Source organism: Prauserella shujinwangii (assembly GCF_003001955.1).
Taxonomy (GTDB): Bacteria; Actinomycetota; Actinomycetes; order Mycobacteriales; family Pseudonocardiaceae; genus Qaidamihabitans; species Qaidamihabitans shujinwangii.
The window spans coordinates 421,383-437,233 of the sequence record NZ_PVNH01000005.1 but is presented as its reverse complement, the minus strand read 5'-3'; the positions used below and the strand labels follow the sequence as shown (position 1 = coordinate 437,233).

At 69.3% G+C, this 15,851-nt stretch carries 14 protein-coding genes and 1 tRNA gene; 3 read left to right on the top strand and 12 right to left on the bottom strand.

The annotated features are described in order from the left end of the window. Positions 1-2: 2 nt before the first annotated feature. The 7 genes from B0I33_RS14830 to B0I33_RS14800 all read right to left on the bottom strand — a co-directional run bounded on the left by B0I33_RS14830 (position 3) and on the right by B0I33_RS14800 (position 6,702). On the bottom strand, positions 3-500 hold the full coding sequence (locus B0I33_RS14830) for a hypothetical protein (RefSeq protein WP_106179327.1): 498 nt from the start codon (positions 498-500) through the stop codon (positions 3-5). A 6-nt stretch (positions 501-506) separates the two neighbouring features. After that, complete coding sequence (locus B0I33_RS14825; protein ID WP_106179448.1) at positions 507-1,337, bottom strand: LytR/AlgR family response regulator transcription factor; 831 nt, start codon at positions 1,335-1,337, stop codon at positions 507-509. 49 nt (positions 1,338-1,386) lie between these two features. Then, entirely contained in the window at positions 1,387-2,226 is an 840-nt protein-coding gene (locus B0I33_RS14820) for a S49 family peptidase (protein ID WP_106179326.1), read from the bottom strand. A gap of 29 nt (positions 2,227-2,255) precedes the next feature. Next, complete coding sequence (locus B0I33_RS14815) at positions 2,256-3,542, bottom strand: histidine kinase (protein WP_106179447.1); 1,287 nt, start codon at positions 3,540-3,542, stop codon at positions 2,256-2,258. A gap of 70 nt (positions 3,543-3,612) precedes the next feature. Next, on the bottom strand, positions 3,613-4,470 hold the full coding sequence (locus B0I33_RS14810; protein WP_106179325.1) for an Fpg/Nei family DNA glycosylase: 858 nt from the start codon (positions 4,468-4,470) through the stop codon (positions 3,613-3,615). A 6-nt stretch (positions 4,471-4,476) separates the two neighbouring features. Next, positions 4,477-4,917, bottom strand: a complete 441-nt coding sequence (locus tag B0I33_RS14805) for a DUF983 domain-containing protein (RefSeq protein ID WP_106179324.1) — start codon at positions 4,915-4,917, stop codon at positions 4,477-4,479. 72 nt (positions 4,918-4,989) lie between these two features. Continuing rightward, the gene (locus B0I33_RS14800; RefSeq protein WP_106179323.1) at positions 4,990-6,702 is read right to left on the bottom strand and encodes a sigma-70 family RNA polymerase sigma factor; all 1,713 of its coding nucleotides are present in this window, start codon (positions 6,700-6,702) and stop codon (positions 4,990-4,992) included. 196 nt (positions 6,703-6,898) lie between these two features. On the opposite strand from B0I33_RS14800, the gene B0I33_RS14795 reads away from it, so the two are divergent. Both B0I33_RS14795 and B0I33_RS14790 read left to right on the top strand, forming a co-directional pair. After that, a tRNA-Gly gene (locus tag B0I33_RS14795) sits at positions 6,899-6,971 on the top strand. A gap of 185 nt (positions 6,972-7,156) precedes the next feature. Next, a complete protein-coding gene (locus B0I33_RS14790; protein ID WP_106179322.1) occupies positions 7,157-7,762 on the top strand; it encodes a lytic polysaccharide monooxygenase auxiliary activity family 9 protein in 606 nt (201 codons plus the stop codon). Between the two features lie 52 nt (positions 7,763-7,814). Here the strand turns inward: B0I33_RS14790 and B0I33_RS14785 are convergent, their stop codons facing one another. Together B0I33_RS14785 and msrA are read right to left on the bottom strand one after the other, a co-directional pair. After that, entirely contained in the window at positions 7,815-8,108 is a 294-nt protein-coding gene (locus B0I33_RS14785; RefSeq protein ID WP_106179321.1) for a YiaA/YiaB family inner membrane protein, read from the bottom strand. A gap of 73 nt (positions 8,109-8,181) precedes the next feature. After that, complete coding sequence (gene msrA / locus B0I33_RS14780; protein WP_106179320.1) at positions 8,182-8,844, bottom strand: peptide-methionine (S)-S-oxide reductase MsrA; 663 nt, start codon at positions 8,842-8,844, stop codon at positions 8,182-8,184. Positions 8,845-8,935: 91 nt separating this feature from the next. On the opposite strand from msrA, the gene B0I33_RS14775 reads away from it, so the two are divergent. Then, positions 8,936-10,003 (top strand): hypothetical protein, encoded by a 1,068-nt coding sequence (locus B0I33_RS14775; RefSeq protein WP_106179319.1) that lies wholly within the window; start codon positions 8,936-8,938, stop codon positions 10,001-10,003. On the opposite strand, the gene B0I33_RS14770 is transcribed toward B0I33_RS14775, so the two are convergent. The 3 genes from B0I33_RS14770 to B0I33_RS14760 are packed head-to-tail and all read right to left on the bottom strand — an operon-like array spanning position 9,945 to position 15,792. Further along, positions 9,945-11,111, bottom strand: a complete 1,167-nt coding sequence (locus tag B0I33_RS14770; protein ID WP_106179318.1) for an acyltransferase family protein — start codon at positions 11,109-11,111, stop codon at positions 9,945-9,947. The genes B0I33_RS14775 and B0I33_RS14770 overlap by 59 nt on opposite strands. Positions 11,112-11,132: 21 nt before the next feature. Further along, on the bottom strand, positions 11,133-14,327 hold the full coding sequence (locus tag B0I33_RS14765) for a glycosyltransferase (RefSeq protein WP_106179317.1): 3,195 nt from the start codon (positions 14,325-14,327) through the stop codon (positions 11,133-11,135). Positions 14,328-14,370: 43 nt separating this feature from the next. Further along, complete coding sequence (locus tag B0I33_RS14760; protein WP_106179316.1) at positions 14,371-15,792, bottom strand: SAM-dependent methyltransferase; 1,422 nt, start codon at positions 15,790-15,792, stop codon at positions 14,371-14,373. Between the last annotated feature and the right edge of the window lie 59 nt (positions 15,793-15,851).

Below are 15,851 nucleotides of genomic sequence, written 5' to 3'. Positions count from 1 at the left end.
GGTCAGTTCTCGATCATGTTCACGAAGTCACGTTCGTGGCTTTCAGCCAGCCGGTTGTACCACAGGCCCACTCCGAACAGCAGCGGGAAGGGGGCCACACCCAGCAACAACCAGGGCAGGGGCACCCCGACGAACCGCATCGTGGCGAACGTCGGGGACAGGTAGAAGGCGATGGGCAGCGCACCGAGCAGGACGAGGACGAACGCGGCGAGCAGCAGGCCGGAGCGCAGCTGCGCCTTCATCAGGTCCTTGATCAGCATCTCGCCCCAGCTGGTCTGTTCCTCCAGCTCGACGCGGGCGCGCAGGGAGTGCGACGAGCGGGTCGGCTCGGCGAGCACGACCTTCTGGCGGCGGACCTTCGGCTGCGGTTCCGGCTGGCTCGGCTGCGGCGCGGGCGGCTCGGGGGCTGGTTCGGGCCTCGGGGTGACCGGGACTCGCTTACCGAGCGTCGGGTCCGGCTGGCGAATGCCACCGACACGGCGGTAGTAGTCGTCGGTCATCGTGGGCTACCCGGCGCGGGACGAGCCGACCAGCCTGTCCTTCAGCTCTCGGGTGTGCCGCCTGCTGACGGGGAGGACCTTCTCCTCGTTGCCGATGACGACCTGGTAGCCACCCTGCCCCATCCGCAGCTCGGTGATCAGGTGCAGCGAGACGAGGAAGGAGCGGTGGATGCGGACGAAGCCCGCCTTCTCCCAGCGTTCCTCCAGCTGCGCCAGCGGGATGCGGACGAGGTGGCTGCCCTCGTTGGTGTAGAGCCGGGCGTAGTCGCCCTGCGCCTCCACCCAGCGCACCGACGAGCGCGGGATCAGCTTGGTGGTGCCCGCGAGCTCGACGGGGATGACCTCGTCGTCGGCCTTGGCGCCGTCCTCGACGGGCGCGACCTCCCGGAACGGCGCGGACTGGAGCTTCTCCATGACCCTGGCGATGGCCTTGTCGATGCGTTCCTGCCTGGCCGGCTTGAGGACGTAGTCGACCGCACCGAGGTCGAACGCGTTGACCGCCTCCGTGGCGTGCCCGGTCACGAAGACCAGGACCGGTGCCGGGTTCAGCGAGGCGAACACCCGCGACATCTCCATGCCGGACAGCCCGGGCATGTTGATGTCGGCGAACACCGCGTCGACGGGCGGCAGTCCGCGCTCCTTGCGGATCCGGATCTCGTCGTCCTCGGACCCGAGCAGGCGCAGTGCCTCCGAGGCGTCAACGGCGGGCACCACCCTGCCGACGACCGGGTTCGCCTCCAGGCAGTGCTTGAGCTGGTCAAGCCCGGGTAACTCATCGTCAACCGCCAGGACGAGGAGCCTTCTGGTGTCTTCGTGAGCACTCACAGTGACCTGCATCTTGCCGTCCACGCGCGTGTCTGTCCACACCACCGCGGGGAAATCGCCCTCACACGCCGAAACGAGCCCAGCGCGCACGTTGTTCGACGGCGTCCAGCAACGCGGCCGCGGGTGCCCCGATGCCGAGCCTGGCCAGCAACGGCTTCTTCGGCTCCGCGAACACGATCTCGGCGTCCGGGTAGCGCCGGCCGATCACCTCGCGCAGGTTGCCGAGGCCGTCGACGAGCCCGAGTTCGGCAGCCCTGCTGCCCAGCCACACGTCACCGTTGAACAGCTCCTCGCCGTCGGCGAGCCGGTCACCCCTGCGCTCCCGAACCCACTCGCAGAACTGCTCGTGCAGCTGGGAGTGCAGCGTGCGCAGCCACTCGACGTCCTCGGGCTTCTCGGGGCTGAACGGGTCGAGCCGTGCCTTGTTCTCCCCCGCGGTGTGCAGCCTGCGCTCGATGCCGAAGCGTTCGAGCAGACCGGGGAAGCCGAAGCCGCCGCTGATCACGCCGATCGAGCCGACGACGGACGTGCGGTGCGCGTAGATCTCGTCGGCCGCGCAGGCGAGCCAGTAACCGCCGGACGCGGCGACGTCCTCGGCGAAGGCGAGCACCGGCACGTTCTTGGCGTCGGCGAGCTGCCGGATGCGCTCGGCGACCAGACCGGACTGGGTCGGGGCGCCGCCGGGCGAGTTGACGAGCAGGGCGACCGCCCTGAGCCGGTCGTGACCGAAGGCCCTGGTCAGCGCGGACTCCATCGTGGCGATGTTGATGGTGTTCCTGGCCAGCGGCGACGGCTGCGGGCTGATCACGCCGTGCAGCTTCACCACCGCGACGACGTCGCTCCGGTCGCCACGGTCGCCGATCTTCGGAATCCGGGAGGTCAGCTTGTCGGTCACGTTCATGCGACCAGCCTACTGACGCGCGGCGGTGCTCAGCTGGCGTTCGGGGTGACGTCCGGCAGGCCCGCCCTCGCGGTCCCGCGCCGAGGGCTCTGCGCGGGTACCTCGGCGGCGAAGTTCAGCATGTCCGGGCGGACACCGCGGACGAACTTCGGCACCCGCATGGTGACCTTCATGCCCGCGCCCGGCGCGGTCTCCACCATGAGCGAGTAGCGGTTCTTGTAGACCTGGCTCATCCGCCGGTTGATGCCGGTAAGACCGATGTGCGCACTGCTGCGGGAGTCGCGCATGCCGTCCAGCAGCGCCGGGTCCATGCCGACCCCGTCGTCCTCGACGCTGATCTCCGCCTCCGTGCCGAAGTCCTGCGCGGTCACGGTGATGGTGCCGCCGCCGGGCTTGTTGGCGATGCCGTGCTTGACCGCGTTCTCCACGAGCGGCTGGATGAGCAGGAACGGCAGCACCACCGACTGCACCTCGGGCGCGATTCGCAGGCGGACGTTGAGCCGGGAGCCGTAGCGCGCGCTCTCGATCGTCAGGTAGCGGTCGACGTTGCGCATCTCGTCGGACAGCGTCGTGAACGTGCCCTCCGTGCGGAAGCAGTAGCGCGTGAAGTCGGCGAAGTCCTGCAGCAGCTCCCGCGCCTCCTCCGGGTCGGTCCGGATGAGCGAGGAGATCGTGTTCAGCGCGTTGTAGACGAAGTGCGGGGAGATCTGCGCACGCAGCGCCTTGATCTCGGCCTGGTTCAGCTGGTGCTTGGTCTCCTCCAGCCGGGCGGCCTCGAGCTGGGTGCCGACGAACCGGGCGACCGCGTCGGCCATGTGCACGATCCGCTTGCCGCGGGTGCGCCCGACCACGATCAGCGTGGCCTCGGTCTGCCCCTCGACGATCAGCGGGACGATGACCGCCGTGCGCATGCGGCAGGTGCCGCGGTGGTTGCACGGCATCTTGTCGTGGGAGACGACCTCGCGCCGGTGCTTGCGGATCGACGTGCCGATCGGGTCGACCAGGTCGGCATAGTGCTCGTTGGCCTCACCGTCCCACGACAGCAGCGTGCCCGCACCGTCGGTGATGCCGATGGCGAGGCACTTGAGCAGCTGCAGCAGCCGCGCGGCCACCTTGTCGGCGGCCGCCTGGTCGAGACCTTCCCGCAGTTCGAGTGGGGCCTTGGCCATCACGTAGACCGCTTCGAGCACGGCGTCGTCCACCGCGCCGCTCGGCTTGCGCCCGCGGAGCAGCACCGCGATCAGCACGACCAGCAGCGCTCCCGCGACGCTCCACGGGACGACTGGCATGGTCAGGAGCCCGGACACGGCGTCAATGCTCGGCGCTCGGGGGCTCCCACGCAAGGTCTGCCCCGCACTTTCTGTACCCGGTCCACGACGGTACGCGTCATTTGAGCAGGCGGGACATCCGGCGGTCGGCGAGCGGCTTGCCGCCGGTCTGGCAGGTCGGGCAGTACTGGAAGGACTTGTCGGCGAACGAGATCTCCCGCACGGTGTCGCCGCACACGGGGCAGGGCAGGCCGGTCCGCCCGTGCACCCGGAGACCCGAGCGCTTCTCGCCCTTCAGCCGGGCGGCGTCCTGCCCGACCGACCGCTCCACGGCGGAGGTGAGCACGTCGCGCATCGCCTCGGCGAGCCGGTCGACCGCCTCGTCGGGCAGCTTCGCCGGCGTGGCGTAGGGCGAGAGGCGGGCAGTGTGCAGGATCTCGTCGGAGTACGCGTTGCCGATCCCGGCGAGCACCGACTGGTCCGTGAGCACGGTCTTGAGCCGTGCCGTGCGCCCGGCGAGCAACTCCCCCAGCGCGGTGCGATCCAGGGACAGCGCGTCGGGGCCGAGCCGCGCGATGCTGGACACCTCGGCGGGGTCTCGCACGATCCACACGGCGAGGCCCTTCTTGGTGCCCGCCTCGGTGAGGTCGAACCCGGGCCCGCCCTGCCCGAGGTGCACGCGCAGGGCCAGCGGCCCCCGGCCCGGCTTCGGCGGCGCGGCGGAGAGGTTGTCCGACCAGCGCAGCCAGCCCGCCCTGGCCAGGTGCACGATCAGGTGCAGGTCGCCGCACTCGAGGTCGAGATGCTTGCCGTGCCTGCCCGCACCGGTCACCTCGCGGCCGTGCAGTTCGGTCCACTGCGGGCGCACGGTCTTGAGCACGCTCAGCGACGCCACGTCGACCCTCGTCACCGTCCGGCCGACCGCGTGCTCGCGCAGGTGGTGGGCGAGGGCTTCGACTTCCGGCAACTCGGGCATGACGCGCTACTCGACCGGGTGCAGCGGACCCTCGAAGTCCGGCAGGTCGTACTTCTGGATCGACTTGGCGATCTTGTTGACCTCGCCGCGGACGGAGAAGACACCCCGCACGGTCCCGACCCAGCGCTCGGAGGGGCGCTCGCCGGTGACGTCGCCCTCGGTCTCGGCGACGACGGTCCACGGCCTGCGCAGGACCCAGCGCAGCGGGAAGAACAGGGCGACCAGCAGCACCGCCAACGGTACCCATGCGGGGATCAGGACGTCGTCCGGCATCCAGACGATCAGGACGATCGCCAGCACGGCGGCCACGATCCCCATGGCGATGCCCGGCCCGTAACTGGCGGCGACATCGTGCTCGAAGTCGTCCGCCGTGGCGGGCCTGCGCCACTCCATCTGAGCGCGAACGACCCATTCCCGGCCGTCAGAAGCCCGGACCAGCCGGTTCATCGCTTCCCTCCGCACACCACCCGAGCACGTCCTGCGACCACGGTACCGTGCGGCCCTCCGCCGCGATACGGGTCAGCCACCGCACACCGCGGTGTCCCCGCGCCATCCTGGTGACCAGCTCGGCGGGCCGTGCCCGCAGTCGCCCTGCGACGTGCTGGTGTCGTCCGCGGACCGGCGGGTTGAGTGCTCGGGGCCGGTGCCCGACGACGTCACCTTCGGGGAGGACTCGGGGGTGGGCTTGCCCGTGCCCCCCGGTTTGCCGGTGGGCTTGCCGTGTCCCCGGCCCGGCGTGTCCGAGGGCGGGGCGGACCCGGACGAGCCCGGCGAGCCGCTGGAGCTCATCGGGTTGCCGGTGGTCGTGGTCGGGTCCATGCGGGGCTTGCCACCGCCGTTGCCGTTCCCGTTGCCGCCACCGTTCCCGTTGCCGCCACCGTTCCCGTTGCCGTTCCCGTTGCCATTGCCGTTGCCGTTGCCGCTGTCGTCGCGGTTCTGGCCGGGTGGCTGGTGCACGCCGGGGAGCTGCGTGCCGTCCGGCGACCTCGCGGGCTTGGCCTCGCCCGCGATCTCGATCCCGGGCGGGGTGGTGTACCGGTGCGCGGGCTGCTGCGTGTCAACCTGCGGAGGCAGCTCGGGCGGCGCGCTCGCGTTCCCCGGCCCTGGCTCGCCGGGAGCCGCGCTGCCGTGCACGATCTCCGCCACCCGCGACCGCACGGTGGTCGTGCCGGTCTCGGATGCGGGCGCGGCGATGCGCAGCTCAGCGCTGCCGTCCGAGGGCAGCCCGATCGTCCGGTCGGTGCCCTGGTAGGCCGGTCCGGCGACGCCGACCGCACCCACGGCAGCCGTCGAGGCGATCGCGAAGCCGACCTTGATCTTGGTCCCGACGGCCAGAGCGACGCCGCTCGCGCCGCTCGACACGGCGAGCCCGCCCGCACCGCCGGTGCCCGCGGTCACCAGCGTGGACGAGCCGGCCGTACCCGCGCCGACGCCACCGAGGGTGCCTGAGGTGGTGGCGCCGATCGCGAGCGCCGCGGCGGGCACGAACAGCACCACGACGTCCGCGTGGGCGCGCAGCGAGGAGCAGACCTGGCGCAGCTCGTCGTGGGTGGACTGGCAGGTGGAGCACGTGCCGAGGTGGGCCTGGATCTTGCGGGCCTCCGCGCCGGTGACGCTGCCCGCCGTGTAGCCGCCCAGCTTCTCCATCACCGTGCGGCAGCCGTCGGAGCTGCGGTTCACCGCCAGGTGGGCCTGCAGGTAGGCGGCGCGCAGGCCGAGCCGGGCCCGCCTGGCGAGTGCGGCCGTGGCGTTGGCGCTGAGCCCGAAGTGGGGCGCGACGACGGCGGGCTGCTCGCCCTCGACCTCCGTCTGCCAGAGCACGGTGCGCCAGCGTTCGGGCAGGCTGGAGAACGCGCGGGTGATCAGCGTCGCCTCGGCCGTGCTCGCCTGGGAGTCACCGCCCGCGCCGGCCCGTGTGGTCAGCTCGTCGTCGGTGACGGGCACGTCGCGCCGCGAGCCGTGCCACTCCCACGACACCCGGCGCGCGACGGTCAGCAGGTAGGCGCGGACGTTGTCGCGGGGACCGTTGCCCCGCCGCAGCGCCTGCAAGACCCGGAAGAACGTCTCCGCGGTGATGTCGTCCGCTTCCGAACTGTCGGACGCGAGCCCACGAGCGAGCCGCCGCACCGCTCCCGCGTGGAGTTCGAACAGCTCGCCGAAGGCGGCGTCCTCGCCGACACGCAGGCGTTCCAGCAGTGCCGGCTCGTCGGATCCCGAGACCCCTTGGTCCATCCAGCCAGGCACCCCCTCCGGGCCGAGGTCAGCTGCAGCCCTTTCGGTTGAACGTTGAACACCATACGGAGGTAGGCCAGGTGGCGTCACCCCTTGCGAGGCCGACGTAACCAAAAGCCCATCTTCCGGGTGGCTCGCGGAGTCCGGGAGCCGTGTGTATAGACTGTGCCATGCGCGGCCCGGAAGGGCAGCGCATGCGGACGTAGCGCAGTTGGTAGCGCATCACCTTGCCAAGGTGAGGGTCGCGGGTTCGAGTCCCGTCGTCCGCTCTTCCGCACGGCGCCCTCATCGGGGGCGCCGTTTTTGTTGCGAATGGCGCAACGTATTACTCCATTTGCCACTGGTATGGACCAATGCGACGAAGATCGGGTGCTTCTCATTGGTCCGGTCAGTGGTCTACACCACTGCGAGGGATCGCTCACACTCGGTGACACTGTCTGCGAGAGGAGTAACGATGCTTCGTCAACGCATCCGCCGCGCACTCGGTGTCGCCGCCGTGGGTCTGCTGCCGCTGGCGGCACCCCTGGTACTCCAGGGTTCGGCGTCCGCGCACGGGTACACCCAGAACCCGCCCAGCCGCTCGTCGCACTGCGCCCAGGGCAACGTCAGCGACTGCGGCGGGATCCAGTGGGAGCCGCAGAGCGTCGAGGGACCGAAGGGCTTCCCGTCGGCCGGCCCCGCGGACGGGACGCTGTGCGCGGGTGGCAACAGCCGGTTCGCGCAGCTGGATGACCCGACCAAGCCGTGGCCGCTGACGCCGATGAACAGCGGGCAGAACTTCACGTTCACCTGGAAGCTCACGGCCGCGCACGCGACCACGTCGTTCCGCTACTTCGTCACCAAGAACGGGTGGAACCCGAACCAGCCGCTGACCCGGTCGCAGCTGGAGCTCACCCCGTTCCTGACCGTCAACATGGGTGGTCAGCGCCCACCGTTCACCGTCAGCCACTCCGGCAGGCTCCCGTCCGGCAAGAGCGGGCGGCACCTGATCTTCGCCGTGTGGGACATCGCCGACACCGGCAACGCCTTCTACTCGTGCGCCGACGTGAACTTCCGCTGACCCGGCGGGGAGTCGACGGCCGGTGGCCCCGCGAGGGCGGGCCACCGGCCGCTCACGTCGCCGCGGAGCGGAACGGGTCGTGCTCGGCGAGCAGCTTGTCGAGTCTGGCCTGGTCGACACGGCTCAGCAGGTAGGTGTTCTCCTGCCGGTCGCGGACGCACTTGGCGAGCGTGAACGCCGACGTCACCGTGTACAGCAGGCCGAGGGCGAGGAAACCGCGCACCCAGCCGTCCACCGGCAGGTAGACGATGCCGACGGTGACGGTCACCAGCGCGATCCCGAACGAGATGGCGGCCTGCACGAAGAACGCCGAGGTCGTGGCGGGGGACGTGGGTTTCGTGGTCATGTCCCCACGGTTCCGCACGGCGGCGGCACTGTCGTGAGTACCGCTACTCAATCCTGGATAACGGTTCGAAGTCTCAGGACTCGCGCACGTTCAGCCCGACCGGGCAGGAGACACCGGTCCCGCCGAGGCCGCAGTAGCCGTTCGGCACCTTGTACAGGTACTGCTGGTGGTAGTCCTCGGCGTAGTAGAACTCGCCGAGCGGTGCGAGCTCCGTGGTGATCGCACCGTGCCCGGCCGCGCGCAGCGCCCGCTGGAAGGCCTCGCGCGACGCCTCGGCCTGGGCACGCTGCTCGTCGTCGGCGTAGTAGACCGCGGAGCGGTACTGGGTGCCGACGTCGTTGCCCTGCCGCATGCCCTGCGTGGGGTCGTGGCCCTCCCAGAACACCTTCAGCAGCGTCTCGTAGGACACCTGGGCGGGGTCGTACACGACCAGCACCGCCTCGGTGTGCCCGGTGCGCCCGGTGCACACCTCCTCGTACGTCGGGTTCGGGGTGTGCCCGCCCGCGTAGCCGACGGCCGTCGAGTGGACGCCGGGCGTCTGCCAGAACAGCCGCTCCGCGCCCCAGAAGCAGCCGAGCCCGAACACGGCCGTGCGCGTCCCCTCCGGGAACGGCGGCTTGATCCGCCGGTCCGGGTGGACGGCGTGCCGCTCGGGGACCACGAGCGGTTCGGCACGTCCCGGCAGGGCCTCATCGGCGGACACCAGGCGCGTCTTGTCTCGACCGAACAACGACATACTCCAACTCTACCGACTCGGAACCACTCCGCCGGGTGACGCAATACTGTGTACGAGCCCTACCGGGGCACCATGTGGTCAGGGGGTCGTCATGACGTGGCAGGACGAGTTGCGCCGCCTGGACGCCGAACTGGCCGCGGGGCGCATCACTCACGACCAGCACCGGCGGCAGCGTGAGGAGATCCTCGCCATCGAGTCCGGCTTTCCCGTGCCCAGCCGCCGCGCCACCCGGCAGGACGAACGGCCCCGCGGGTCGTCGTGGCAGTCCGAGAACCCCGCGACCGGCACCAGCGAGCAGCCGCCCGCCCAGCCCCGGCAGCCGGAACCACCCGTTCAGCCCCAGCAGTCGATCTCCGCCAGGCTGCTCGCCAACGGCAAGCCGACCACCGCCCCGAGCCCCGCGGACGAGCGGCCCACCGAGTCCCTGCCGTACCCGGACGTGACCCGGACGCCGCGGGCGGAGCTCACCATGCCGATGCGCCCGGTCCCGCCGCCCGGTGGCGGACCTCCCCCGCCACCCACCCCACCGCGGCCACCGTCGTCCGACCGCGGCCGCAGGCCGACGTGGCTGTTCCTCGCGCTCGGCGTCCTGCTGGTGCTCGGCATGATCGTCGGCGGCGCCTGGTGGCTCGGCCAGAGCGGAGGGACCCCTTCCGGCCCGGCCACCACCACGGCGGCCACCCCGTCGGCCGCGTCCGAGACCGCCCTCGAGGACCGCCTGCCCGCGCTCCCCGGCACGCCGAGCCCGGACGACTCCACGATGTCCGTCGACACCGGGGTCGACCTGGGGCTGTACCCGCGCGAGTTCGCGAAGATCTTCCACGACTTCGATGTCCACGAGGTCGTGCACCGGGCGTCGACCGACGGCGAGGACGCCTACTTCGTCCTGGTCCTCCCGATGGAAGACGGTAGCGAGGCGAAACGGCTGGCCGAACGCATGAGAACGGTGTCCCGGCAGTCGGGCTTCACCCTGCACAGGCAGAGTCAGACACTGACCGGCGAACTGGCGGGTCGCAGGCTCAGCGGCACCTGGTACGCCGCGGACAACGCCGTCGTCAACGTCTGGGTGTCCCAACCGCCCGGCGGCGACATCGCCGTGCTCAACCGGCTGTCGGCCGAAACGATCGCCGCTCTGCACGTGGCGCTGCCACCGGCGTGAACCGGACCGTGGGCTGGTCGAAGACCGAACGCCCCTTCAGGTGGCGGCGTAGCCGCTGCGTGGGCTCCTCCACGAGGCACCACGAGACGACACCGCAAAGGTATGCCGCAGGCACCGCCATAGCCATGAGCCACCATTGGTTGTCCACACCGGCCAGGATGATCAATTGCTGCACCGGGAAGGCCCAGATGTACATCCCGTAGCTGCCGTAGACGAGCCGACCGTCCACTTCCCACCGCCGTGGCCAGTGGTGCGCCAGCACAATCGCTCCATAGCTTGCCATCACGGCGAGCAGATAGCGGTCGAGTGGCGTCCAATGCGCCGCAAGCCATACACCGAGCAGCGTGCAGGCCAGCCAGGGCCGCAGCGGGATGTTCCGGCGGAAAGTGTGCATCACCATTCCCAGCACGAAGGGAACGAGAAACGCGACGAGCGATCCCACCGGAATCTCGAACAGGGACCCGGCGTCGCCGTGATACCCGAACGTGGCCCGCGAGTGGCTGTCCAGCAGCACGAGGCCCGCCAGCAGGACGAACAGGATCAGCCGGCTCGAACCGGCCGCGACGAGCACACCCACCAGCAGGACCACCACATAGCCCACGAACTCCATCGGCAACGTCCACAGAGACCCGTTGACCGACCACGGGTAGGGATTGCCCGCGAAGACCCCGGGCAGGGCATGCTGCAGGAAGAACAGCGACGACGTGCCGACGAGGTAGTCCCAGGTCTGCGGATGGGAGAAGTACCCGGGAACCGTCAGCATGGTACACAGCGGTCCGATGACGAACACCGTGCAGAGAACGACAACCAACAGTGGCGGAAGGATCCGCAGCAGCCTCCGGGCGGAGAACCGCCACCATGAGGGGTCCCGCTCCCAGCTGTCGCTGATCTGGTAACCGCTCATGGCGAAGAAGGCCATGAGGGCGAGATAGCCGGGCGACATCCGCCAGCTCTCCGGAAACACGGTCAGTCGTTCCGGGTGCACCAGAGGAGCGCTGTGGTCGATGACGACGATCGTGGCGCCAACGAGCCGCAGCCATGCGAATCCGGTGTTCGGATCGGCATGACTCTTGAGCGTTGTCGATCGCTTGCTGTGGGCTCCTCCCACCTTTCCCCCCGACTGTTCCGCCTAGTGCCGGTGCGTCCGTTCCAGTAGCTCGGCAAGAGTCCTGCCGGCGACTTCGGGACCAAACCGCCTGCTGACCGCGGCTTTGCCGGCTTCGGACAGCTTTCGCCAGAGGTCGTCATCCTGGAGTAGCGTGACGACTTGCTTGGCGAAGTCGGCATTCGTGTCGGCCACCAGCACGTCCTTGCCGTCGGTCAGGCACATGCCCTCGACGGCGACGGACGTGGCGACCACCGGAACGCCGCGGGCGAGGGCTTCGCCGACCTTGCCCTTGACACCGGCACCGAACCGCAACGGCGCCACCACGACGCGGACGTCGCGGTACAGAGCTGTCAGATCCTCCACCCAGCCGTGCACGACGACGTTCTCTTCGGCCAGCGCGAGCGTCTCCGGCGGCGGATTGCTGCCGACGATGTGCGCGGTTTCCTCCGGAAACACCTCCCTGATCAGCGGCATGATCTCCCCGGCGAGCCAGTCGGCCGCGTCCCGATTGGGAATGTGGTCGAACCCGCCGACGAACAGGATCCCGGACCGCCCCCCGACGTCAGATGAGGACAACTCGGTGTCGTGGATGTTCGACAGCACCCGGACGTCCGCGGCCGGGACCAGCTCGTTCAACAGCCGCTGCTCGACATCCGAGACGGTCAACGTGACGTCGGCAGTCCTGACCAGTCCGAGCTCCAACTGGCGCAGGGCGTGGGCACGCTTGAGCAGCCGCTGCTGTTCGTCTTCCACTCCCAGCTCCGCCGCCACGCCGGCCTGCCGTTCCAGTCGCAGGAAGTGCAGATCGACGGTGTCGTACGCGACGAGGCACCGTGGCGCAAACTCGCGGATCTGCTCGAGCAACTGCCAGGCCACCTGGGGGCGGGAGAGCAAGGCAAGACGGACTTCCTCACCGGCGTCGCGGAGGAACTCGGCTTGCTGCTCCTGCCCCGGCACCACCGTGATCCCCGCACGGTACAGCTCCGACGAGTACGGTTCCGGTACCGCCCCGTTCATGGGGAAGAACACCACCCGCTGCTTTCCTTCGGCGAGCAGGCGGAGAATCCGCGTCATGCGCACCGAACCGGAGTCGTGGTCTGGCCGGGGCACCTGGTGATCCGCGACGAGCACAAAGCCACCGCGGTGGCCGTTCGCCGTGCCGGTGCCTGTCAGCCAGACGTTGAGCGGGCTCGCTTCCGGAAGGTGTTCCGACAGGGCATCAGCCCACTTGTCGGCGAAGACACCGCGGTTGAGCTCTTGGTGCCGTTTGATCCCAGACGCGACGTCGGTGCCGTTGGATACACCCTCGTGATGCACGACCACCGACTCGGGTTGCACGACCGTGCGATATCCGCGTGCTCGTACCGCGAAGGCGAGATCGGTGTCCTCGTAGTACGCGGGCGCGTAACGTTCGTCGAATCCGCCGATCTGTTCGAAGAGGCTGCGCCGGACCAGCAACGCCGCCCCCGAGCAGTAGTCCACATCGCGCAGGGACCTGTAGCGCGGGTCGTCCGGTGACTGGCCACGGCCGTAGTTCCAGCCGGTACCGTCGGACCACACGATCCCACCGCATTCCTGCAGACGGCCGTCCGGATAGACCAGTTTCGAACCGACGAGGCCGACATCGGGCCTGTCCTCGCTGACCCGGACCAGAGTGTCCAGCCAGCCTGGCTGGACCTCGGTGTCGTTGTTCAGAAAGAAGAGCAGGTCGCCGCGCGCGTACGAGGCACCGTGGTTGCAGGCACCGACGAATCCCAGGTTTCTCGGGGTGCGCACCAACCGCACCCCAGCACACTGCGCGACGATTTCGGCGGAGCCGTCGGCCGACGAGTCGTCGACCACGATTACCTCGAACGGCGTCACGGGCTGGTGGATCTCGATCGACTCGAGGCACCGCCGGGTGAACGGCCAGTTGCCGTAGGTGGGTATCACGACCGTGACGAGCGGGTGTTCGCTCGTCGTGACCGCGACCGGGCCCGGAATTTCCGGGGCCGGCTGCACCTCGGACCGGCCCATCGCCGTCTCATAGAGGTCACGTCGTCTGGTGCCTCTGGGCGCCAGCCGTTCCACCGTGGTGCGGTAACGACCGACGAGGCGCTGCGCCAGTGCCGAATGCTCGGCACGCAGTCGTGAATTCTCGGTCGCGAACTCGTGTACAGCTTGCCGCAGCGCGGTGTTCTTCTCCGAAAGCCAGTTCAACCGGGCGGTGTCGTGGTCGGCCCTCGTTCGCAGCCGGTCGACCTCGCTGACCGCGTTGTCCAGCTCCGCGCGCATCCCGCGCACGGCATCGACGGCCGAATCCCGCTCCTCGACAGCTTGCCGCTCCCGGTCCCGCACCTCCCGGAGCTCTGTTGTCGCGCGGTGCTCGCCTTCCGAAGCACGGCGGAGGCGTTCCGCCAGCTCGGCGGCGGCTTCCCACTGGTCGGCGGCCTCGGCGCGGCGACCGGCTTCCACCGCCCGCGCGACAAGGGAGAGCTGCGGGTCGAGCAGTGCGGACATCGCCGGGACCTCGAACGGCTCCGCAGACGCGATTCCCAGCAGGTAGGTGTGCGGGGCCCCCGGCTCGACCGCCCAGGTGTCCTCGTCAGCTCGTCGCAGCGTATGCGTCTCCGTGCCGGCTGAACCATCGTGGATCACGGAGCCGACCGCGACGTTCTGCCGGAGTATCGCGACGTGCGCGAAGTCGCTGGCGAGGAGCTGCCGGAACGCCTCCTCCGACAACTCGCGGACATGGTACGGGTTCTCGTTGCCGTGGTCATGGGTGTAGACGTCGGTGTCCGGCGTGCTGCACAGCAGCACCCCACCGGGTGCGAGCCGGTTCCGCACGAGCCGCATGAAGCTGTCGTGTTCCTCGACATGTTCGATCGCCTCGAAACAGGTGATGACGTCGAACGGCTCGTCCGCACCGAGTGCGTCCGGATCCACGATCGAACCGGCGTCGAACCGGAGGTTCGGAAGCGGATAGCGACGGCGGGCGTGCTCCACCGTCACCGGATCGATGTCGATACCGACCACCTCGGCGGCTCCGGTGGCGAGGAGAGCAGCACCGAAACCCTCACCACTCGCCAGGTCGAGTACCCGCTTACCGGCGGTATAGCGCAGTGCGAACGCGTACCGATGGTAGTGCTCGTAGATCACTTGCAGGTCGTCCGCCCACGGCACACACCGCTCGCCCGTCCACTCGATCAGCCGCTCGTGCGAGGCACCCGTACTCATGCCGGGCACAGTAGCGGCTCACCGCGGCATGGGCTGCCGCGGTTCATTTTTCCCGGAACGCGACGCAGGTCAGAACATAGGACAGCGTCCGCCGGTCCTGCCCGAGGCCGGCCGAGTCCTGGTTGACGCTCCAGTCGGCGAGGAGAGCGAGCCGCCGGACACGGCGGGCGGGCAGATCGACCGGAACGTTGTTCGTGCACAGGCCGTACTTCGGCTCGACCGTGCCGACGGACTCGCCATCGACCTCAATGGTGAGGTTTCCCGTCCTCGGCATCCAGTCCGGAAGGTAGGTCGTCAGCTCGAGGCGGCCGACATCCGCGGTCGGGAACACGACGATCTCCGCGCTGCGGCCCACCCACTGATCGTCGAAGATGCCGTTGGTCCTCCCCACTGCGACACCGGCGCCCTGAACGATCCGCGACCTGTCGGCCACGTGCGGGTCGAACGACACGCGACCGGCGGGGTCGATCACTGAGGTGCGCCGAATGCAGCGCTCGGGCGTCCTCATGCCGTGTACGCGCAACCGATGTGGCTCCCGGTGGAAGAGCGCCGTCAGCCGGGTCGGGGTCACGACACCGAGGTCGATCAGCGCGTCGTCGAGCGTTCCGATCCGCTCGATCAGATCCCGGTGCGCCGCGCTCTCCATGTCGAAGTTGTGGCCGTAGATCCGCTCGACGAACGGATCAATCACGTTGCCGCACGCCAGGAAAAGGCTCGGGTGCAGGTGGTCGAGCAGGACGGGCAGGACATCCTGCGCCCTGATCCCCTCGAAACCGTCGACAGCGCAGTCGAGATCGTCGTAGTGGTCGTCGACCTCCCCGGTGATCGAGTTCCGCCGGAGTTCCGGAGGCAGGGTCGCCCAGATCCGTTCGATGACTTCGAGCGCCTCCGGCCAACGCCGATGCCCGTTTCGTCCAATCATGTCGTGGACCACGACAACGCCGTCGACCGTCAGGCTGTCGCGGATCTGGCCGTACAGGTGTTCCAGGTCGACGACGTGGTGCAGCGCCTCGAACGCGACGACGACATCGTGCCGGGCATCCGCCCGCCAGGTGTTGAAGTCGGCCACCACGAGTTCCACTCGGTCCGAAAGACCCAGCCGGTCGGCGGCCTGCGCGGCGCGCTCCTGCATCCGGGGATTGAACTCGAGAAGACGCATCCGCACATTGGTCACACCACGGTCGGCCAGCGAGCGCAACCAGCCGAGTTCGAGGTCGCCGTTCCCGCTTCCCAGGGACAGCACGACGACGTCACCGGGCGACCCGACCGCACGACGCCCGATCTCGTCGACGATGAGCTGCTCGACGCTCGTCACTCCGAGCGCGTTCAACTTCGGCAACATGAACCGCTCGGACCAGAAATGCGCCGACTCGGGCAGGTCCCCGTGCAGGTCCTCCTGGTCGCCGAACGTCGCATGCTCCGCGGCGATCCGCTCCGCGTAGTCCACACGCCACCCCAGTTCCATTCCTCGCGCCTCCCGGGAACACGCTTCGGCCGGACGATTGCCCGAACTGGCCATAGGCC